We start from the raw sequence: 19,327 nt of genomic DNA on the forward strand, positions 1-19,327 counted from the left end.
GTGGTGTCGGCTAGACCAGCGAGTCCTGCCAGGCCTTGTGCAGGGCCGCGAAGCGCCCGCCGTCGGCGATCAGCTGCTGGGGGCTGCCGTCCTCCACGATCTTACCGCCGTGGACCACCAGCACGCGGTCAGCGATCTGCACCGTGGACAGTCGGTGGGCGATGATCAGGGCTGTCCGGTTGCCCAGCAGGGTCTGCAGGCCGTGCTGCACCGCGCGCTCCGAGGGGATGTCCAGCGAGCTGGTCGCCTCGTCGAGGATCAGCACCGCTGGATCCGCCAGGAAGGCGCGGGCGAAGGAGATCAGCTGGCGCTGTCCGGCGGAGACACGGCCGCCGCGCTTGTTCACATCCGTGTCGTAGCCGTCGGGCAGGTCCAGGATGAACTGGTGGGCTCCCACCGCCTTGGCGGCGTCCTGGATTTCCTGCAGCGAGGCGCCGGGGCGCCCCAGGGCGATGTTCTCCGCCACCGAGCCGGAGAAGAGGAACGCCTCCTGGGTCACCATCACCACATGGCGGCGCAGCTGCTCGTTGCTCAAGTCCTTGATTGCCACGCCGTCCAGGGTCAGGCTGCCTGAGCGCAGGTCGTAGAAGCGGGCGATGAGCTTGGCCAGCGTGGACTTGCCGGCGCCGGTCTGGCCCACCACTGCTACAGTTTGGCCGGCGGGAATGGAAAGGTCGAAGCGGTCCATGATGACCGGCCCGTCGCCGTAGCCGAAGACCGCGTCCTTGAAGGCCAGCTCGCCGCGCACCTGCTCGATGCTGCGCGGAGCCGGGGGCTCCTTGACCGTGGGCTCCTCTTCGAGCAGCCCCGAGACCTTTTCTAGGGCTGCGGTGGCGGACTGCAGCGAGGAGTAGAACATCGCGATCTCGTCCATGGGCTGGAAGATGCGCTTGGAAGCCAGCAGCAGCGCGACCATGACGCCGACCTGCATGGTGCCGTCTAGGATGCGGAAGCCGCCGAAGGCCAGCAGCCCGGCCACCGTCAGGTTGCCCAGCAGCACCAGCCCCGGCTGCAGGATGCCGAAGAGGTTGAAGGACTTGACGTTGTTCGCCCGGTACTGCTCTGCCAGGTCCGCATAGTTCTGATCGTTGGCCTTCTCACGGCGGAATGCCTTGACCGCGCGGATGCCTGTCATGGTTTCCACGAAGGTGGAGATGACCTTGGCGGAGACCACGCGGGACTCGCGGTAGAGCACCTCGGAGCGGCTCTGGTACCAGTAGAAAAGGCCCGTCACCGGGATCGCGGCGAAGCAGACGATGATGCCCGATTGCCAGTCGAGCATGAAGATCGACGCCAGCGTGAACACGATGAACACGCAGGAGGAGGCCAGCTCGGAAACGCCCTGGTCAAGCAGCTCGCGCAGGGTCTCCAGGTCAGAGGTCTGCCGGGAGATGATCCTGCCCGAGGTGTAGCTTTCGTGGAATTCGAGGCTCAGCCGCTGGGTGTGGCGGAAGACCCGCAGCCGCAGGTCCAGCAGCATCGCCTGGGAGATCCGGGCGGCGGCGTTGATGTACCAGGAGAGCATGACCCCGGCGGTGACAGCGCACAGGATGTATGCGCCGCCGGTCAGCCCGAGCGCCGCCCAGTTGCCCTCGCGCACCGCCGGCAGGGTGCTGTCGATGGCGAAGGCGATCAGCAGCGGCAGCGCCACCCGGGCAGCGTTGGAAACCAGCACCAGCAGCACCGTCAGCGCGAACATCTTCTTCTGCGGCAGCGCCAGCGCGGCCAGCAGCCTGAAGGAGCGCTGGCGCACCGCCTTGCGCTCGGCGCCGGTGAGTTTGATGGCGTCTTCGTTGGCGACGCCGAGCGGCTGGCTCATCGGTTGACCTCCGAGGGGATCTGGGATTCCTGCTCGTCATCGTCAAGGCTGGCGATGACGTAGCGGTAGTGTTCATTGGTGCTCAGCAGGTGCGCGTGGCTGCCCACGGCGTCGATCCTGCCATCGCGCAGCAGCGCGACCCGGTCGGCGAGCATCACGGTGGAAGGCCGGTGCGCGACCACCAGCGTGGTGGTTCCCTCCAGCACCGCGCGCAGCCTCTGGGTGACCGCCTCCTCGGTGCGCACATCCAGCGCGGAGAGCGGGTCGTCGAGCACCAGCACGCGCGGCTGGGCGGCGATGGCGCGGGCTAGGGCGATGCGCTGGCGCTGGCCGCCGGACAGGGACAGGCCCTCCTCGCCGATCAGCGTCTCCACGCCGTCGGCCAGCGAGTAGGCGAACTGCGCCTGGGCCACGTCCAGCGCCTCGGCCAGCAGCGCCTCGCGCTGCTGCTCGTCCAAGCCTGCCGGGGCGCCCATCAGCACGTTCTCCCGGATCGTGGTGGAAAACAAGGTGGTGTCCTCGAAGGCCACCGCGATCTCGGTGCGCAGCTTCTCCAGGTCCCAGTCGCGCACGTCCATGCCGTGGACCTTGACGGTGCCGGCGGTGGCGTCGTGCAGCCTCGGCACCAGGTTCAGCAAGGTGGATTTGCCGGAGCCGGTGATGCCCACCAGTGCCATGGTTTCGCCCGGGCGGATCTCCAGGTTGATGTCTGCCAGGATCGGGCGGGCACGTCCTGCCTCGTCGGGGTAGCTGAAGCGCACATGCTCCAGTTCCACGGCCCCGGTGAATTCGCCGGGCGTGGCGGGGGAGTCGGGCGAGGTGATGTCATTGACCGCGTCCATGACCTCAAAGTGCCGGTCCAGCGCGGTTTTGGTGCTCAGCGTCATGCCCAGCAGCATGCCCATGGCTTCCACGGGGATCGCGATGACGGCGGCGATGGCGAAGAATGCCACCAGCGAGCCCACGCTCAGGGTCCCGGCCGCCACCTGGGCGATGCCGATGACCAGGCCGATGCCTAGGATGACCTCCGGAACTGCCACCACGGTGAGCAGGAAGCTGGCAAGGGTGCGGGCCTTTGACAGCTCGGTTTCCTGCAGGCTCTTGGCCTGGGCGTTGAAGCCCTCGTACATGTCCCGCCCGCGGCCGAAGGCCTTGATGACGCGGATGCCGTGCACTGACTCTTCCACCGCTGTGGCGAGATCGCCTGCCTGGTCCTGGCTCAGCCGGCTGGCGGCGCGGAAGTCGTTGCGGAAGTGGTAGGCCTTGATGGCGATGGGGATCGAGCCGAGCAGGAAGAGCAGGCCCAGGATCCAGGAGTGGAAGAACATCAGGGTCAGGCCGGTGATGACGGTGACGGTGTCGACGATCAGCATCATGGCGCCGAAGGCCAGCCAGCGGCGCAGCAGCGACAGGTCGGACATCGAGCGGGAGAGCAGCTGTCCGGAGCCCCAGCGCTCGTGGAAGGACACCGGCAGGCGCTGCAGATGCTGGTAGAAGTGGATGCGCATGTCGGTTTCGACGCCGGCCGCCGGTTTGAGCACGAACTGCCGGCGCAGGAAGATCAGCAGAGCTTCAAGGAACCCGAGCGCGGCGATGATGCTTACCGCGAACCATACTTCGCCCGATGCGCCGTTGTAGTGCAGCACCTCGTTGACCAGCTTGGCCAGCACCTGGGGGATGGCCAGTGCGACGATGCCTGCGCCCAGCGCACAGAAGAAGCCCCCGATCAGCCGCGGGAGCACCGGTGCGACAAACGGTTTGAGTCTTTTGAGTGTGGTCGACAGCGGAATCGCTTCCTGATTCCCTGCATTTTTTCTCCGCGCCACGATACCCCGCAATCACCCAAAGTCTAAGTAGGGCTATAGCCTACATTCACTAGTTGGGAGAATTCAATCAATGGGACACTTTAAGAAAGAAGTGCTTCATATTGGAATAAAACGGCGCCGCGCCAGCCGTTGTGCAAACGGCGGGCGCGGCGCAGAATTCAGAAAATCTAGTCCTTAGCGGTCAGCGTGACCAGGATTGCCTCGGGCGGGCAGGCGATGCGGAACGGCGCAAAGCGCGAATTGCCCAATCCTGCAGAAACATTCAACGGGACGGTGTTTCCCACGTGCTCCCAGTAGGTCAGGCCCCGGGCGCGCCAGGTCGGAAGATCGCAGTTGGACACCAGGGCGCCGTAGCCGGGGATGCAGACCTGGCCGCCATGGGTGTGTCCTGCAAAGATGACATCCGCTCCCGCATCCGTGAACTGGTCAAGCACCCGCTGATAGGGGGCATGGGCCAGTGCGATGCGCACATGCGGCGCCGAGGCGCTGGTGGATGATCCCTTGGGCCAGCCGGCGAAGTTATCGCGGGCGATATGCGGATCGTCCACGCCGGTAAGGTCCAAGCGGATGCCGTTGAGCACGGTCGAGTAGGCCTTGTTCGACATGTTGACCCAGCCGGCCGCGCCGAAGGCGCGGTGCATGACTTCGAAGGGAAGCGCATCTCGATGGGAGAGGTGAGGAACCCCGCGGTTGCGCTTGAAGTAGCGCAGCGGGTTCTTGGCGCGCGGTCCGAAGTAGCAGTTCGATCCCGGGACGAATGCGCCGGGGATGTGCATCAACGGCTCCAGCGCGTTCAGCAGCGCAGGAACGCCGTCGTGGTGGCTGAGGTTGTCTCCGGTGTTGATGACATAGTCGGGGTTCAGCTTTGCCAGGTTGCGAATCCACTTGGTCTTGACCTGCTGGCCGGGAACCATATGGATGTCCGAAAGGTGCAGGACGCGGATGTCCGCGGCGCCACGGGGGAGCACCTTCAAGGTTTCACGGCGCAGCCCAAACTGCTGGGTCTCGTACATGCCGTATCCGAGCGCCGCCGTGCCGATGGCCAGCGCACCGGTGGCCAGCAAGGCCGCGGTTCCCGCAGCGTGGCCCAGTGCCGAGGCAAAGTTCTTCTGTTCCGCCATGACTTGTTTGTCATCGTCCTTTCAAAATGGCTTCGCGCGAAAGCCTTCAATAAGCCAATCTAAACCGAAGGGCCGCGTTCAACCAAAGTTGAACGCGGCCTTCACAGGTTTCTAGGGCTAGTCGTCGGACTTGTCGCCCTTGCCCTTGCCATTTCCGTTATTCCCAGAATTTCCGGAATCGGACTTGCTGCTCTTGCTCGAAGAGTCAGACTTCGACGAGGAATCCGACTTGGATGACTTCGAGTCCGAGCTGGATTCCTTCGAAGAATCAGACTTCGAGGAAGAATCCGACTTGGAATCAGATGACGAGCTGGAATCGGAGCTGGTTTCCTTCTTCACCACCGGTGCGCGGCGGGCCGCGCCGAGGCTCGAACGGTCGTACTCGAGAACTGCCTCTTCCATAAAGTCGACCCACAGCGGGGCGGCATAGGTCGAGGAGTCAAGAGTACGTGGAGCACGCACGTTGTTGATCATCGAGCCCTGAAGGGTGTTTGCTTCTTCAGCAGCAGTCTTGTCAACGCGGCCAACCCATGCGGCAGTGGAGATGCCGGTGGTGTAGCCAACAAACCAGGTGGAGGTCGAGTAGTTGTTGGTACCGGTCTTACCGGCAATAGGACCGGCTACACGGCCCTTGGAGACGCGCTTGGTGGCGATCTTCTGCAGGGTGCCGTTCAAATCCGAGATGTCCTGCGGATCCACCTGCTGGGAGCAAGTGGTTGGCTTGACCTTGTACTCGTTGCCCGACTTGTCGGTCACGCTGGTCAGTGCACGCGGCTCGCAGAACTCGCCCTTGTTGGCGAAGGTTGCGAAGGCGGCGGCCTGAGCCAGCGGGGTGACCTTAGGGGTACCAATGATGAACGACGGGCTCTTTGGCGAAATCGGCTTTCCTTCGCCGCCGTCGTAGTCAACAAGTCCCAGCGCGTTGGCGTAGTCGGAAATGTTGCACAGATCCAGTCGGTTGGCTTCCTGGATGGTTGCCGAGTTGATCGACCAGAACAGGCCGGTGTCGACAGTCATGGTGCGGTAGAAGCCAGCCGATGCGTTGCGCGGCTGCCACGGCTGGCTTCCGCCGGTAATGGTTTGCCCGCCCGGAAGGCACGAGGCGCGCCAGGTCGAGGTTGGCGAGAAGTACGGACGCTTGGCGTTGATCTTGTCGTACATGTGGTGGCCTTCCTTCAGCCACGCAAGAGTCGTGTACGGCTTCATCGTCGAGCCAGCCTGGAAGCCGCCGGCGCCGCCGTAGGCGCGCTCAACGGTGTAGTTCAGCATGGTCTGGCCAAGTCCCTTGTCCGGGACGTACTCGGTGTTCTGGGCCATGGCCAGAATGTTGCCGGTTCCCGGCTCGACCGAAACGATGGCCGAAGCAACGTCGGTGTTCGACTTCGCCTTGGGATCGATCGACTTGCGGGCGTCCTTGGCTGCCTGCTTGTTCAGCGAGCTGTTCAGCGTGGTCTTGATCTGCAGACCGCCGCGGTACAGCAGGTTTTCACGATCCTTCTTGGTCTTGCCGAAGGACTCGTCGCTGGTGATCAGCTTGGTCACGTAGTCGCAGAAGTAGGCGTTGTCGCCGGCGGCGATGCAGCCGGAAGGGGACTTGCTCTGCTTCAGTTCAAGACCCGACTTGACCGCCTTGTCGTATTCCTTCTTGGTGATCGCACCGGTGCGCAGCATATTGCCCAGCACCTTGTTGCGGCGGTCCAGGGAACGCTCGGGGTTGTTGATCGGGTTGTAGACGTTTGGCAGCTGGACCATGCCTGCAAGCATGGCCGACTGCTGAAGGTTCAGGTCCTTGGCATCGACAGAGTAGAAGTACTGCGAGGCAGCCTGTACTCCATACTCGCGGCCCGAGAACAGCACCAGGTTGAGGTAACCTTCCAGGATTTCGTCCTTGGACATGGTCTTCTCGATCGACGTCGCGTACTTCAGCTCGCGGATCTTGGCAGCCAAGTCCTTCTGGCCGGAGACGGTGCTTTCCTCTGAGCCGGTGAGTTCCTGGTTGTTCACCAGCAGGTTGTTCACGTACTGCTGGGTCAGGGTCGAAGCACCCGAGCGCGAAGAACCGGTGAGGTTGCCTACCACTGCACGGGCGATGCCCTTGGGATCGATGCCCTTGTGCTCGTAGAAACGCTCATCCTCAACGGAAACAATCGCCTTGCGCATGTAAGGAGAAATTTCGTCAAGTTTCACCGGTTCGCGATTTTGTTCATAGAACGTCGCGATGGTCTTGCCCTTGGCGTCCAAGATCTGCGAAGGCTCCGAAATCGGGAGCGCCTCGAATGAGCTCGGGAGTGCTGTGACAATGTTGTTACCGGTGGTCATGCCGGTTTTTGCGAGAGCCGCCACGGGCACCATCATGCCTGCGGTCAGCAAACCACACAGGGCGCTGATTCCGAAGAATGCGACGATTTTGCCCAGAGTGGTAGCTGTATCAAAAAAGGGTGACTTCTTAGCTGCCATACCCACTAGTTTACAAGGACGCGCTAACGTATCGAGTATGACTAAATGGGAATACGCCACATTGCCGCTGCTGATCCACGCTACGAAGCAGATTTTGGATCAGTGGGGAGATGACGGATGGGAACTGGTAACCGTTGTTCCAGGCCCGAACGGCAGCTCTCCGGTTGCATACTTAAAGCGTCCAAAGCAGTAAATTCACATCACCGAAAAAAGGAGTAAAACCCCATGCAAGAAGCCACTTCTTCGCGTGTCGAAGCTCGACTTGCCGAGCTTGGACTGACCCTTCCATCCGTTGCCAAGCCGGTAGCCGCCTACCTGCCTGCACTGGTGACCGGCAACTACGTTTACACCTCAGGTCAGCTTCCGCTGATTAACGGTGAACTCCCAGCCGTAGGAAAGGTCGGCGCAGAGGTCTCCGCCGAGGATGCAAAGGCCCAGGCTCAGACCTGTGCGCTGAACGCATTGGCGGCCATCAAGAGCGTTATCGGCGACCTCGACCGCGTCAAGCGCATCGTGAAGGTTGTCGGTTTCGTAGCTTCCGATCCATCGTTCACCGGCCAGCCGGCAGTGGTCAACGGCGCCTCGGAATTCTTCGGCGAAGTATTGGGTGATGCAGGCCTGCATGCACGTTCGGCAGTGGGCGTCGCAGTCTTGCCACTGGACGCTGCAGTCGAGGTCGAGGTCATCGCTGAATTTGAATAATTCACGACCCGACTCCGTGGCGCGGTCCCGAAGGGAATTTCCTTCGGGGCCGCGCACCGGCGTGGTGCGCAGGGTCTTTCTCCTGCCGCCGCATGAAACAGCCGCGGCGGAGAACTGGTTCGCCTTCGGCTCGCGCACACCGCGCGCCTCACGCAGGGCGTCCTCAGTCAGCCTCATACGCGACAGTTCGCATGGCGTGGAAACCTACCTCACTTTCCGTCCCGGAGGCTCTCCACTGGGCAACGTAGCCTTTCCAGGAGGCAGCCACGAGGAAAGCGACTGGGCTGACTACAAATGGTTCGGCCCGAGCCTGTCCCAATGGTCAAAGCGCATGGACGTGATCAACCAGCAGCTGGTGCAGGCGCATATCGTCTGTGCGATCCGTGAACTCTTCGAAGAGACAGGCATCCTGCTGGCCGGAACCGATTCCCAGTCGGTAGTTGAAATGACAGATCCCGAAGACTGGATGAGCGCCCGCGAAGCCATTGCCGGGCAGGACCTAGGATTCGATGAATTCCTGCGCCGCCGTGGCCTGGGGCTGCGCACCGACTTGCTGCGCCCCATCGCCCACTGGCTCAGCCCCAACTTTGCCTTCCGGCGCTTTGACACCTGGTACTTCGCAGCAACGGTGCCCATGCGCCAAGAGCCGTCGCTGCTTCGCGGCAAGGGTCGGTGGGGACGCTGGTGCTGCGCGGCAAAGGTGCTCGGCACCCGCAATACCAGCGAGCTGGGTGACATCGTCGGCCAGCCCGAGACCAATGGCCTGACCCTGTCCGAGATCACCTACCCGGCAGTGGAAATGATGCTTGAACATATGGCCGATGCCAACGGCGTGGTCGCCTATCTTTCCCGGGTACGCTCCTTCGACCTGCTGCACCCGGACGTTCTGGTCCGCGACGCCACCTACTACCTAGAGGTCACAAGTTCGCAGAACACCAGCACCGCACGCTCCTGGCGGGTCTGAAACCCACGGTAAACAAAAAGAGTCGAAATCCAATCAAGGATTTCGACTCTTTCAGCTAATACCGTCTAGCGTGAACGCTGGCGCAGACGCTGGATATCCAGAATCACGACCGCGCGTGCTTCCAAACGCAGCCATCCGCGCTGTACGAACTCGGCCAGGGCCTTGTTCACGGTTTCGCGGGAAGCGCCGACCAGCTGGGCCAGCTCTTCCTGGGTCAACTCGTGGGCAACCAAGATGCCATCGGTGGCTGGACGGCCGAAGCGGTCGGCCAGATCCAACAGCGCCTTGGCAACGCGGCCTGGAACATCGGAGAACACCAAGTCGGCCAGCGACTCATTGGTGCGGCGCAGGCGTGCAGCCAGAGCCTGCAGCAGCTGGATCGAGACCTCAGGGGAGTTCAAGATCGCCTTGCGCATGTTCTCGTGGCTCAGGCCAGCAAGTCGGGTCTCCGACACTGCGGTGGCAGTAGCGTTGCGTGGGTGTGGGTCGAACAAAGCCATTTCGCCGAACAGCTCACCTGGGCCGAGTACGGCGATCAGGTTTTCGCGTCCGTCCGAAGAGGTGCGGCCCAGCTTAATCTTGCCCGAGACGATGAAGTAGAGACGGTCACCCTGATCGCCTTCACGGAACACCGACGCACCACGGGACAGATCAACCTCGGTCAATTCTTCGGTTAGCGTGGCGAATACATCATCACCAAGCGACGCGAAAAGCGGTGCTCGGCGGAGTACCTCGATATCCATTAAATCTCCTGTCAACAGTAGTAAGCGCTCACTTCATTGTGCCGTATTCGGTAACAATGTGACAGTTTCCACACGTGGTTTAACCAAGAAAATGTTGAAAATCACGCAAATTCGTTCAAAACTCACGAATATCCTCGCAGAAATCCATCAGCTACTAAGGGTACCTTGGATTAATACGGTTTAAGTGAATGAAGTGGAGACTTAGTGCTGGGAACATTCAGCTGGCTGGACGTTGTCATCAGCGCTGTATTGCTCACGTTTTTCATTTTGGGGATCCGCCGCGGCTTCCTGCTGACCGTGGGGGACATGGTCGGCCTTGTGGTCGGCGGCATCGCTGCCTTCTTCGCGATTCCCCTGGTATCCACCTTTGCGTCCAACCCGTGGTGGCGCTTGAGCCTCATGGTCGCGGTGGCCGCCGTGCTGATCATCCTGGGACAGGCGCTGGGGCGGTTCATCGCCACCAAGATCAGGCACTGGATGAACGTCGACTTTCTGCGCTCGGCCGACCGGCTGGCCGGCGGCGCGCTGTCGGTGCTGATCACCGCCACGATCATCGGCGCGCTGGCCTTCTCCGCCTCCAGCATGGGCATCCCGCGGCTCTCCGCCGAAATCGCCAAGTCCAAGATGATCGAAACCATCCGCGGCTTGACCCCGGACTTCGTCACCTCCGCCATCTCCTCCGCCCGTTCGGCGGTCATGGCCGAAACCATCCCCGCCTTCCTGGAGCCCTTCGCCCCGCCGGTCGCCCCGGCGGAAGAAACCGACTGGAAGGCCAATGACATCCAGCGGGCCGCTGCCAAGTCGGTGGCCAAGATTTCAGGCACCGCCGTGCAGTGCGGCGTCAACCTCACCGGCTCCGGATTCGTGGTCGACGACGAGCTGGTCATGACCAATGCGCACGTGGTGGCAGGCCTGAGCGCAGCGACCATTGAAATCGGCGACGAGCAGCTGCGCCGTGCCAAGGTGGTCTATTTCGACCCCCAGGCCGACATCGCGCTGCTTCACGTCGACGGGCTTGAAGCCGAGCCGATTCCGCTGGCCCACCATGATCTGAGCCGCGGTGACTCGGCGGCGTTCATCGGCTACCCTGCCGGCGGCCCGCAGCAGATCCACGGCGCGGTGGTCGCCTCCATGGCCACGGTGTCGATTGCCAATATCTACGGCGAGGACCCGGGACGGCTCTCGGTCTACCAGCTGTCCGCGCAGGTGGCCCAGGGCAACTCCGGCGGCCCGCTGGTGGATTCCAACGGCGACGTCGCGGGGCTGATCTTCGCCAAGTCCCGCAGCAATGAGGATGTCGGCTTCGCGCTGAGCCTTGAGGAAATGCAGAAGGCCCTAGATGCGGGCGGGCACCGGACCACGTCGATCAAGACCGGCACCTGCATCAGCGACTAGCCGCTGATCAGGTGGGCCAGCTGCTGGACTGCCAGCTTGTAGCCGTTGACCCCGGCGCCGATGATGATCGAGCTTGCCACGGGGGAGATGTAGGAGTGGTGGCGGAAGGCCTCGCGCTGGTGCACATTCGAAATATGCACTTCGATGGCTGGAAGGCTCACACCGCTGATGGCATCGGCCAGGGCGATGGAGGTGTGGGTGAAGGCCCCGGGGTTGATGACGATGCCCGCCGCGGTGCCGCGCGCTTCGTGGATCGCGTCAAGCAGCACGCCTTCGTGGTTCGACTGCAGTGCCTTCAGCTCGAATCCCAGTTCTTCGGCGGTTTCCCGGGCCAGCTGCTCGACGTCGGCCAAGGTGTCTCGGCCGTAGATATCAGGCTCGCGGGTTCCGAGCAGGTTCAGGTTTGGTCCATTGAGCAGCAAGATGGTGCGTGAGGCGTTTACAGTCATGCATTCAATCTATTACAGCGCCGCGCGTTCACTGTGATGCATGACGAAATTTGCCCTCCCCGACCGGCCCATCCTTAGCGGCCAGCTCGGCTAGGAGCCGAGATCCCGGGTGGCGTAGCCGGTTGCCTGCTCGCCCTGCACCGTGATGGTCACCGATCGCACCGAAGCATCCAGCCGCTCAAGCAGCGTCGCGGCCATCCAGTCCAGGTCTTCGTAGGCGTCCTCCGCGCTGGACTGCGGCACCGAGACTTCTAGATGCCCCACGTCGCTGGCGCCCCAGGCGATGAGCTGCCGGTCGTAGAAGCCCGAGGTGAGATCCTCGATCAGGTAGTCTTCGGCAGCCAGCTCATAGTCCCAGCGGATCTGGTCTGCCCATTCCTGCCCCTGGAGCTGCTGCTCCTGCTCGTTGTGCAGCCGCCTGGCCTCGGACGGAGCCACCGCAGGGGCGGTGCGCGGGCCGGGCTCAAACTGCACCTCGACGCAGCTGGCCAGCGGAAGGACGGCCATCACTGCCGCCGCAAGGATCCGTGCGCGCATGGGCATTGCCTTTCCAGGTATCACTTCACGAAGCAGGCCGCTGTCAGCTGGACCATCCGCCGAAAGGAAATCGGCGGAAGACCCAGAGGACAGCGGCCTGCTGGTCTCAATCAGCGTCTGGCGTTGCAGAAGACTACTTCTTCAGCGACTGCGCGATCTGCGACATCACGGTGGAATCCGAGAGGGTCGTTGCATCTCCGACCTCGCGGCCCTCGGCAACGTCCTTGAGCAGGCGGCGCATGATCTTGCCGGAGCGGGTCTTCGGCAGCTCAGGGACCACCAGCACGTGCTTCGGCTTGGCGATCGGGCCGATGTCCTTGCCCACGTGGTTGCGCAGGGTGGCCACCACGTCTTCGCCCTCTTCAGGCTCGGTCTGCAGGATCACGAACGCGACCACTGCCTCGCCGGTGGTGTCGTCCTTGGCGCCGACCACGGCGGCCTCGGCGACGTATGGGTGCGCCACCAGCGAGGACTCGATTTCGGTGGTGGACAGGCGGTGGCCGGAGACGTTCATGACGTCGTCCACGCGGCCCAGCAGCCAGATGTCTCCGTCGTCGTCCTTCTTCGCGCCGTCGCCGGCGAAGTACATGTCATCGAAGCGGGACCAGTAGGTGTCCTTGTAGCGTTCCATGTCGCCCCAGATGCCGCGCAGCATCGCAGGCCACGGCTCGCGGATGACCAAGAAGCCGCCCTGGCCGTTATCAACCGACTTGCCTTCCTCGTCCACCACGTCGATGCTGATGCCCGGCACTGCCACCTGGGCGGAGCCCGGCTTGGTGTGGGTGATGCCAGGCAGCGGCGCGATCATGTGCGCGCCGGTCTCGGTCTGCCACCAGGTGTCGACGATCGGCGCAGGGTTCTGCTTCTTCTCCCCGTTCTTGCCGTTGTTGGAGCCGATGACATCCCGGTACCACATCCATGCTTCGGGGTTGATCGGCTCGCCCACCGAGCCGAGCACGCGCAGCGAGGACAGGTCGTAGCCGTCGGGGATCTCGCGGCCCCACTTCATGAAGGTGCGGATGGCGGTCGGCGCGGTGTAGAGGATGGTGACGCCGTACTTCTCGACGATCTCCCACCAGCGGCCCTGGTGCGGGGTGTCGGGGGTGCCCTCGTACATGACCTGGGTGGCGCCGTTGACCAGCGGTGCGTAGGTGACGTAGGAGTGGCCGGTGACCCAGCCGATGTCTGCGGTGCACCAGAAGACATCCGACTCCGGGTGCAGGTCGAAGGTGTCGCGGTGGGTGACGGCGGTCTGGGTCAGGAAGCCACCGGTGGTGTGGATGATGCCCTTGGGCTTGCCGGTGGTGCCGGAGGTGTACAGCACGAACAATGGGTGCTCGGAGTCGTGGGCCACGGCGGTGTGCTCGGTGCCCGCCGCGTCGACGACCTCATGCCACCATTTGTCCAGCGCGCCGAACTCGGTGGGCTCGCCGTTGCGCTTGACCACCAGCACGTTCTGCACGGTGTGGCCCGGGGCCGCCAGGGCGGCGTCCACTGCAGGCTTCAGCGGGCTCGGCTTGCCGCGGCGCCAGGTGCCGTCAGCGGTGACCACCAGCTTGGCATCTGCGTCGTCGATGCGGCTGCGCAGCGCGTCGGCGGAGAAGCCGCCGAAGACCACCGAGTGGATGGCGCCGATGCGAGCGCAGGCGAGCATGGTGATGACGGCTTCCGGGATCATCGGCAGGTAGACCGCCACGCGGTCGCCCTTGGCCACGCCCAGGGATTCGAAGGCGTTGGCGGCCTTCTTGACCTCTTCGGTCAGCTGCGCATAGGTGTAGGAGCGGGTGTCGCCCGGCTCGCCCTCGAAGTAGATGGCCACGCGGTCGCCCAGACCGTTTTCCACGTGGCGGTCCAGCGCGTTGTACGCGGCGTTCAGCTTGCCGCCGACGAACCACTTGGCCACCGGAGCCTGCGACCAGTCGAGGGTTTCGGTGAAGTCGGTGTCCCAGGTAAGCACGCCGCGGGCCTGGTCGGCCCAGTAGCCCAGGCGGTCCGCCTTGGCCGCGTCGTAGCTTGCCTGCGTGGCGACAGCATTCTTGCTGAATTCCTCGCTCGGTGCGAACGACCGGGTTTCGGTCGACAGGTTATCCAAAGTCTTGGATTCGCTCACGGTGATCTCGTCCTTCCAAGTTGACGCAAATTTTCGCTCTGTGATCAAAGTTACACGCTCCGCCGCCCTGCTTTGTGGTTTATGTCACCGGCGAGCGCGGGATTGAGCGGATTCTGCGCTGAACGGTCAAAAGTCAGCGCCGAACTGCAGAGGCGGCCCCGGCTTGGCAAAAGGTGAAAACTGCGCTGGTTAGTGGCAGGATCGATGCGTGGCACAGAACGCAAAAGTAGAGACAGAACTCGGGCTCAAGCGCCGGGCCCGCAAGATGAACCGGCTGCTGGCGGACGCCTACCCCTATGCGGTGCCGGAGCTGGATTTTGAGAACCCCTTCGAGCTGCTGGTGGCTACCGTGCTCTCCGCGCAGACCACCGATGTGCGTGTCAACGCCATCACCCCTGCGCTGTTTGCGCGCTTCCCCGACGCGAAGGCGATGAGCCAGGGCGACCGGGCGGAGATCGAGGAGCTGATCCGGCCCACCGGCTTCTACCGCGCCAAGACCGACTCCCTGCTGGGGCTTTCAGCGGCCCTGGTCGAGCGCTTCGACGGGCAGGTGCCGGGACGACTGGAAGAACTGGTCAAGCTGCCGGGCGTGGGGCGCAAAACCGCCAACGTGGTGCTGGGCAATGCCTTCGGGGTGCCGGGGATCACCGTGGACACGCACTTCGGCCGGCTGGCCAACCGCTTTGGCTGGACCAATGAAACCGACCCGGTGAAGGTTGAATTCGCCGTGGGCGAGCTCTTCGAGAAGCGCGACTGGACCATGCTCAGCCACCGCGTGGTGTTCCACGGGCGCCGGGTCTGCCACGCCCGCAAGCCTGCCTGTGGTGCCTGCGTGCTGGCCAAGCTGTGCCCCTCCTACGGGATCGGCGAGGAAATACCTGCCAAGGCGAAGGCGTTGCTTAAATACGAGCTGGCCCCGGGCCGCGAAGAGCTGCTGGCGAAAATGCTGGCAGGCGCCACCCGCCGCGAGCTGCGGGCCGAAGGATATGGACTTGATGCATGAGCGCACGTGAAGAACTGGAACGGGTTATCTCCCGGCACAAGACCTATGCGGGGGCTCCGCGCAGGCTGCGCAATGACATCAACTTCGCCCCCGAGGACATTGCCGGGGCGCGCAAGGCGGCGGTGCTGATCCTCTTCGGAGCGGCCGGCGAACAGCGGTTGTCCGAGACGGCGGCCCCGGAGGACTTGGACCTGCTCTTCGTCCAGCGGGCCTCCACGCTGCGCAAGCATGCTGGGCAGGTCTCCTTCCCGGGCGGCGGGATCGACCCGGAGGACGGCAGCGCGGCCGATGCCGCCCTGCGCGAAGCCTGGGAGGAGACCGGCGTGCAGACCTCGGGCATCGAGGTCCTGGGCTCGCTGGCGGAAACCGAACTGCCGGTCACCAATTTCCTGGTCACCCCGGTGCTGGGCTGGTGGCACACCGAGTCCAAGGTCTACCCGGTGGATCCGGGGGAGAGCGCAGCGGTGTTCCGCGCGCCGGTGGCCCAGATGCTCGACCCGCGCCACCGGCTCACCGGCGTGGTGCAGCGCGACGGGCGGAAGTTCAAGTCCCCGGCCTTCGAGGTTGGCGGGCATATCATCTGGGGCTTCACCGCGATTGTCGTCGACCAGCTGTTCACCGAACTGGGCTGGACCAGGCAGTGGGACGACTCCCGCGAAATCCGCATGAACTAGGTGTTACTTTGCATCGGCGTAGTTCGCGGTGACGGCGATGCTCACCGGGAAGTTCACGCTGTGCGCGCCGAACAGGGTGCGCCCGGCGAGCGCCGCGGCGGTGCGGATCATGCCTGCCAGCTCATCGGCCAATTCAACCGGGCATTCGAAGACGATCTCGTCGTGCACGAAGAACACCTGCCGGCACAGCTGGCTGTAGCCGGCCTGGTGGATCAGGTGGCGGGCATGTCCCATCCAGACCAGCGCCCATTCGGCGGCCGTTGACTGCACCACGAAATTGCGGGTGAAGCGGCCTCGGGAGCGGGCGGCCGCGTCGGCGGCGCGCTGCGAGGCCTCGTCGCGCGTGGAGCGCTGGGCCCGCATCCAGCGCTCATCGGCCGGCGGGCAGCCGCGGCCCAAAAAGCTGTGCACCCCTTCGCCGCGCTCGCCGGCCCGGGCGGCCGAATCCACATAGTCCATCGCCGTCCCGAAGTTCTTCTTCAGCGCCGCGCCCACCGCCGCCGAGCCCCCGGCAGAGCCGCCATAGATGACCGAGAGCATGCCGAGCTTGGCGTCGTGCCGGTCCCTGACCAGCTGTGCGTCAATGAGCCACTGATAGAGGTCGTCCTGGGCACCCGCCTTCTGCAGGTTGGCATCCTGGGAGATCGCGGCGAGGATGCGCGGCTCCAGCTGCCGCCCGTCGGCCACGACGAAGGTAGAGCCGGCCGGGGCGCGGACCACCTGGCGGATGGAATGGGGCAGCTGCAGGGCCCCGCCGCCGGAGGCCGCCCAGCGCCCGGAGGCGACGGTGCCCAGCACATAGTGCGGGTGGAAGCGCCCGTCGGCCACCCACTGGTCCAGCCAGGCATCGCCGTGGGTGCTGGCCAGCCGGGAGAGCTTTTTGTATTCCAGCACCTTCGCGATCGCCGGGTGGTTGATGTGCTCCAGCTCCCAGGCGCGCACCGACTGCACCGCGAAACCGGCTTTGTGCAGGGCGCGCAGCAGCTCCTGCGGGGAATCCGGGTTCAGTCCAGGGGTGCCCAGCGCCGCTCCCACCTGGGCGGCCAGCGCCGCGAGCTTGGCAGGGCGGTGGTGTTCGGGTACCTGCGGGCCCAGCTGTTCGCGCAGCAGCGCGCGGTGGGCCCGCTCATCCCAAGACAGCCCGGTGTTTTCCATTTCGCTGGCGATCAGGGCGCCGACGGATTCGGCGTTGAGCAGCAGCCGCAGCTTGGCGCGCAGCACCGGATCTGCCGGCATCGCCGCCTGCTGTGCGGCGTACATGGCCAGCAGCTCCTCCAGCGTCTCGCCGCTGGCCGGGGCGGCGAACAGTGCGTCCTGGAATTCTGGCTGGCTGCTGGGGGAGGGGGCGCTTTCCAGATCGAAGTCCTCGATCTGCCCGGCGGCCGGGCTGCGGTGCAGGATGCGCTGGGCCAGCGAGAGCACGTACGCCTTGGCCAGGTAGACGTCGGCGGCGGCCAAGAGCTCGCACCAGCCGCGCGTGCGCAGCATGACCCAGCGCGGTGCATGCCGGCTCTCAAGCTGCTGCACGACCGCGCAGAAGCTCTCCTTGTCCACCGTGCGGGCCGGGGCCAGCACCGTCCCGGTATCCTCCGCGTACAGGCCGATGCGGGCAAAGCCTTCGGGGTCTTCGGCGATAAAGGCCAGGGCGCTGGTGGGGGACATGCTTCCATTGTGCCCGCAGCGCGGCGATATCCCCAGTTCGCGGCCCCGGCCGACCGGCGCGCACCGGCAGGGCCAGTGCGGCCCGCAGGAGGTCATTGAGGCGGGTCCGGGATCCCCAGAGCTGTGGGCGCTTACGCGCTGTGGTTTGCCGTCGGTATCATCGTGGCCAAGTACCCCCCCAGTCGATCTACTCGCCCACGAACGTATGCATGGTGGGCTGCACAGCGTGATCTTCGAACCTGACCCGAATTCCTCACTGCTGTGGTAGTAGATCTGTGCATTCGAGCATATTCTTTATACGGCTTGGCTGATGTCGAAATCCCGCTGAGATCGAGTCGCTTCATTCATAGGCGGCGACCTTGCTGTGTGGGTCACTGCTGTATGACTCGTCCCCGGATCATCTTGCTAATCCGCTCCGTATGGGGCGTGTTGAAGATACGACTAATCATTTTTGTTCTCATTCAACGAAGGGCTGTAGTTTAGGAAGAAACCCTCCTCTTGGGAGTAGCGAATGAGAATCTAGCTAGGGCCACTCTGGAGGATTGTGCTTGTGGATTTTGTTGTAGTCCAAGTTAGTAGAAAGAAATGTCGGTTGTCTCCACTCTCGAACAAGCTCCTCATACATCCGACCTAGATTGGCCGCTCGATAAAATCCTCTGTACAAAGCTTCCATATATGCATTCAGGTTTGCTTTCGCTACGGTTTGATTGTGTTGGGGAAGATCCTTCTCCAACTGCGAAAGTTCCTTCTGAACATCGCTCAGCGGGGACCAGAAGGCATCACCGACTGGCTCCCAGATCGCAAGCCTTAGCGCAGAACGAAGGAATGTCCTAGCCATGGTTAGAAAACTAGATGCTGGCAAAACCATGTCGGAACTCTGCTCATCATGAGTCTCGATAAAACTTGGGAAGGCAATCTGCAATTCCCTAAATTGATAAGAAAATGTGTTGAATGCTGCATAGAACTTGCTTCTACGCGCTAGAAGTCGAAAGTATGAGAAACTCGGGTCATCTTTATCAAGTACGTTCCATGATGGTAAATAAAGGGTAACTGAGCCTTGGAGCTCGTAAGAATGCTTATAGGGTAGAAGTGATTTTGAGAGGTAGTCATTCAGGCACACGTAGTAGGTGTCTTCCGTCGAGAGATCGACGTAACAAAGTACTACAGGGACAGCAGCGCCCATTGTCTCAACTGTAAGCAATTCCGATGTCTCGAGATTGATCTTCACGACATTGATTTCGAGAGTATCGCCTAGATTCGGGTCCGGATCATACTTGGTCACATTTAGACGACTACGCACGGTAATTTGCGTTTGTTCAATGTTCTCAGAAGACTTCACTTGGATATAGAAGTGCTCGCCCAGAGTATTTGCGCTACGGGGGTCCCGCAAATCAGATTCGAAAACTTCAACATGTAAGTCAAGTCCATAGTCCGGGGTAATCACCCGAGTAACCCAGTGTTCTGGCAAGCTTCGCATCACGATGTCGATACCTTTATCGCCATTGATGTGGTTAATATGCCGCTGCTTTGTTCGAGGAATATGCATTGGACTAGGTTCTCACACTTTCAATAAAATGGACTTTCCCGTCAGAAGTTTCGCAAAATTTTCGTCAGTCAATGCGTGAGGATGTGATGGAAGGGCCCGGGACGGGTAAGTAATGCAACTTCAAACGCACGGAATGCCAACGGATGCGCTATTGTGGATGACTCAGAGGCTGACAAATTAATGTATTTTGGCGGCGTGACTGCTGCTTACGAGTCAGCCAGTTGAATCTGTGTCAATCTGAAGTGATTCTCGCTGGTGCTCGGTTTGTCAGCTTGCTTTGCTCTAAAGTTCACCAACAGGGTGATTCTGTCTTGCTCCA

15 protein-coding genes are annotated in these 19,327 nt (G+C 62.6%); 5 read left to right on the forward strand and 10 right to left on the reverse strand.

Annotation, left to right across the window (positions count from 1 at the left end; all coding sequences use genetic code 11):
• Positions 1–10 precede the first annotated feature (10 nt).
• The 4 genes from AUR04nite_RS04115 to AUR04nite_RS04130 form a co-directional block, all read right to left on the reverse strand.
• Positions 11–1,819 (reverse strand): ABC transporter ATP-binding protein, encoded by a 1,809-nt coding sequence (locus AUR04nite_RS04115; protein WP_141362227.1) that lies wholly within the window; start codon positions 1,817–1,819, stop codon positions 11–13.
• A complete protein-coding gene (locus AUR04nite_RS04120) occupies positions 1,816–3,645 on the reverse strand; it encodes an ABC transporter ATP-binding protein (protein ID WP_141362229.1) in 1,830 nt (609 codons plus the stop codon). Before AUR04nite_RS04120 ends, AUR04nite_RS04115 begins: the two co-directional genes overlap by 4 nt.
• Positions 3,646–3,812: 167 nt before the next feature.
• Positions 3,813–4,766 (reverse strand): metallophosphoesterase, encoded by a 954-nt coding sequence (locus AUR04nite_RS04125; protein WP_141362231.1) that lies wholly within the window; start codon positions 4,764–4,766, stop codon positions 3,813–3,815.
• A 117-nt stretch (positions 4,767–4,883) separates the two neighbouring features.
• Positions 4,884–7,223, reverse strand: a complete 2,340-nt coding sequence (locus AUR04nite_RS04130) for a transglycosylase domain-containing protein (RefSeq protein ID WP_141362233.1) — start codon at positions 7,221–7,223, stop codon at positions 4,884–4,886.
• Between the two features lie 225 nt (positions 7,224–7,448).
• Here AUR04nite_RS04130 and AUR04nite_RS04140 point away from each other — a divergent pair, with 225 nt between their 5' ends.
• Positions 7,449–7,925, forward strand: a complete 477-nt coding sequence (locus AUR04nite_RS04140; RefSeq protein ID WP_141362237.1) for a RidA family protein — start codon at positions 7,449–7,451, stop codon at positions 7,923–7,925.
• 61 nt (positions 7,926–7,986) lie between these two features.
• Positions 7,987–8,889 (forward strand): NUDIX hydrolase, encoded by a 903-nt coding sequence (locus AUR04nite_RS04145; RefSeq protein WP_141362442.1) that lies wholly within the window; start codon positions 7,987–7,989, stop codon positions 8,887–8,889.
• Between the two features lie 65 nt (positions 8,890–8,954).
• Here the strand turns inward: AUR04nite_RS04145 and AUR04nite_RS04150 are convergent, their stop codons facing one another.
• Positions 8,955–9,632, reverse strand: coding sequence for a Crp/Fnr family transcriptional regulator (locus AUR04nite_RS04150; protein ID WP_141362239.1), 678 nt, complete (start codon positions 9,630–9,632; stop codon positions 8,955–8,957).
• 204 nt (positions 9,633–9,836) lie between these two features.
• Between AUR04nite_RS04150 and AUR04nite_RS04155 the strand changes: the two genes are divergently transcribed.
• The gene (locus tag AUR04nite_RS04155; RefSeq protein ID WP_141362241.1) at positions 9,837–11,027 is read left to right on the forward strand and encodes a MarP family serine protease; all 1,191 of its coding nucleotides are present in this window, start codon (positions 9,837–9,839) and stop codon (positions 11,025–11,027) included.
• On the opposite strand, the gene aroQ is transcribed toward AUR04nite_RS04155, so the two are convergent.
• The 3 genes from aroQ to acs form a co-directional block, all read right to left on the reverse strand.
• A complete protein-coding gene (aroQ, locus tag AUR04nite_RS04160; RefSeq protein ID WP_141362243.1) occupies positions 11,024–11,476 on the reverse strand; it encodes a type II 3-dehydroquinate dehydratase in 453 nt (150 codons plus the stop codon). The two genes, AUR04nite_RS04155 and aroQ, sit on opposite strands and share 4 nt — an antisense overlap.
• A gap of 90 nt (positions 11,477–11,566) precedes the next feature.
• Complete coding sequence (locus tag AUR04nite_RS04165; protein WP_141362245.1) at positions 11,567–12,013, reverse strand: hypothetical protein; 447 nt, start codon at positions 12,011–12,013, stop codon at positions 11,567–11,569.
• 133 nt (positions 12,014–12,146) lie between these two features.
• Positions 12,147–14,123: an acetate--CoA ligase gene (gene acs / locus AUR04nite_RS04170; protein ID WP_407646647.1), complete on the reverse strand. Its 1,977-nt coding sequence runs from the start codon at positions 14,121–14,123 to the stop codon at positions 12,147–12,149.
• A gap of 208 nt (positions 14,124–14,331) precedes the next feature.
• Here acs and nth point away from each other — a divergent pair, with 208 nt between their 5' ends.
• Together nth and AUR04nite_RS04180 are read left to right on the forward strand one after the other, a co-directional pair.
• Positions 14,332–15,126 carry an endonuclease III gene (nth, locus tag AUR04nite_RS04175; RefSeq protein ID WP_141362247.1) on the forward strand — a complete coding sequence of 265 codons (795 nt, stop codon included), beginning with the start codon at positions 14,332–14,334 and terminating at the stop codon, positions 15,124–15,126.
• Entirely contained in the window at positions 15,123–15,800 is a 678-nt protein-coding gene (locus AUR04nite_RS04180) for an NUDIX hydrolase (protein ID WP_141362249.1), read from the forward strand. The genes nth and AUR04nite_RS04180 overlap by 4 nt, the downstream gene beginning before the upstream one ends.
• A 3-nt stretch (positions 15,801–15,803) precedes the next feature.
• Here AUR04nite_RS04180 and AUR04nite_RS04185 read toward each other — a convergent pair whose 3' ends face one another.
• Together AUR04nite_RS04185 and AUR04nite_RS04190 are read right to left on the reverse strand one after the other, a co-directional pair.
• Complete coding sequence (locus tag AUR04nite_RS04185; RefSeq protein WP_170184083.1) at positions 15,804–17,462, reverse strand: bifunctional 3'-5' exonuclease/DNA polymerase; 1,659 nt, start codon at positions 17,460–17,462, stop codon at positions 15,804–15,806.
• Between the two features lie 523 nt (positions 17,463–17,985).
• Positions 17,986–19,008 carry a DUF4365 domain-containing protein gene (locus AUR04nite_RS04190; protein WP_141362253.1) on the reverse strand — a complete coding sequence of 341 codons (1,023 nt, stop codon included), beginning with the start codon at positions 19,006–19,008 and terminating at the stop codon, positions 17,986–17,988.
• Positions 19,009–19,327: the final 319 nt, after the last annotated feature.

It is taken from the genome of Glutamicibacter uratoxydans, from assembly GCF_006539925.1.
GTDB classification, from domain to species: domain Bacteria; phylum Actinomycetota; class Actinomycetes; order Actinomycetales; family Micrococcaceae; genus Glutamicibacter; species Glutamicibacter uratoxydans.

Excerpts from the sequence above, each read along its gene's own strand:
- AUR04nite_RS04115 (WP_141362227.1), bottom strand. The coding sequence starts at position 1,819 with ATGAGCCAGCCGCTCGGCGTCGCCAACGAAGACGCCATCAAACTCACC.
- AUR04nite_RS04125 (WP_141362231.1), bottom strand. The coding sequence starts at position 4,766 with ATGGCGGAACAGAAGAACTTTGCCTCGGCACTGGGCCACGCTGCGGGA.
- AUR04nite_RS04130 (WP_141362233.1), bottom strand. The coding sequence starts at position 7,223 with ATGGCAGCTAAGAAGTCACCCTTTTTTGATACAGCTACCACTCTGGGC.
- AUR04nite_RS04140 (WP_141362237.1), top strand. The coding sequence starts at position 7,449 with ATGCAAGAAGCCACTTCTTCGCGTGTCGAAGCTCGACTTGCCGAGCTT.
- AUR04nite_RS04150 (WP_141362239.1), bottom strand. The coding sequence starts at position 9,632 with ATGGATATCGAGGTACTCCGCCGAGCACCGCTTTTCGCGTCGCTTGGT.
- aroQ (WP_141362243.1), bottom strand. The coding sequence starts at position 11,476 with ATGACTGTAAACGCCTCACGCACCATCTTGCTGCTCAATGGACCAAAC.
- AUR04nite_RS04165 (WP_141362245.1), bottom strand. The coding sequence starts at position 12,013 with ATGCGCGCACGGATCCTTGCGGCGGCAGTGATGGCCGTCCTTCCGCTG.
- AUR04nite_RS04180 (WP_141362249.1), top strand. The coding sequence starts at position 15,123 with ATGAGCGCACGTGAAGAACTGGAACGGGTTATCTCCCGGCACAAGACC.
- AUR04nite_RS04185 (WP_170184083.1), bottom strand. The coding sequence starts at position 17,462 with ATGTCCCCCACCAGCGCCCTGGCCTTTATCGCCGAAGACCCCGAAGGC.
- AUR04nite_RS04190 (WP_141362253.1), bottom strand. The coding sequence starts at position 19,008 with ATGCATATTCCTCGAACAAAGCAGCGGCATATTAACCACATCAATGGC.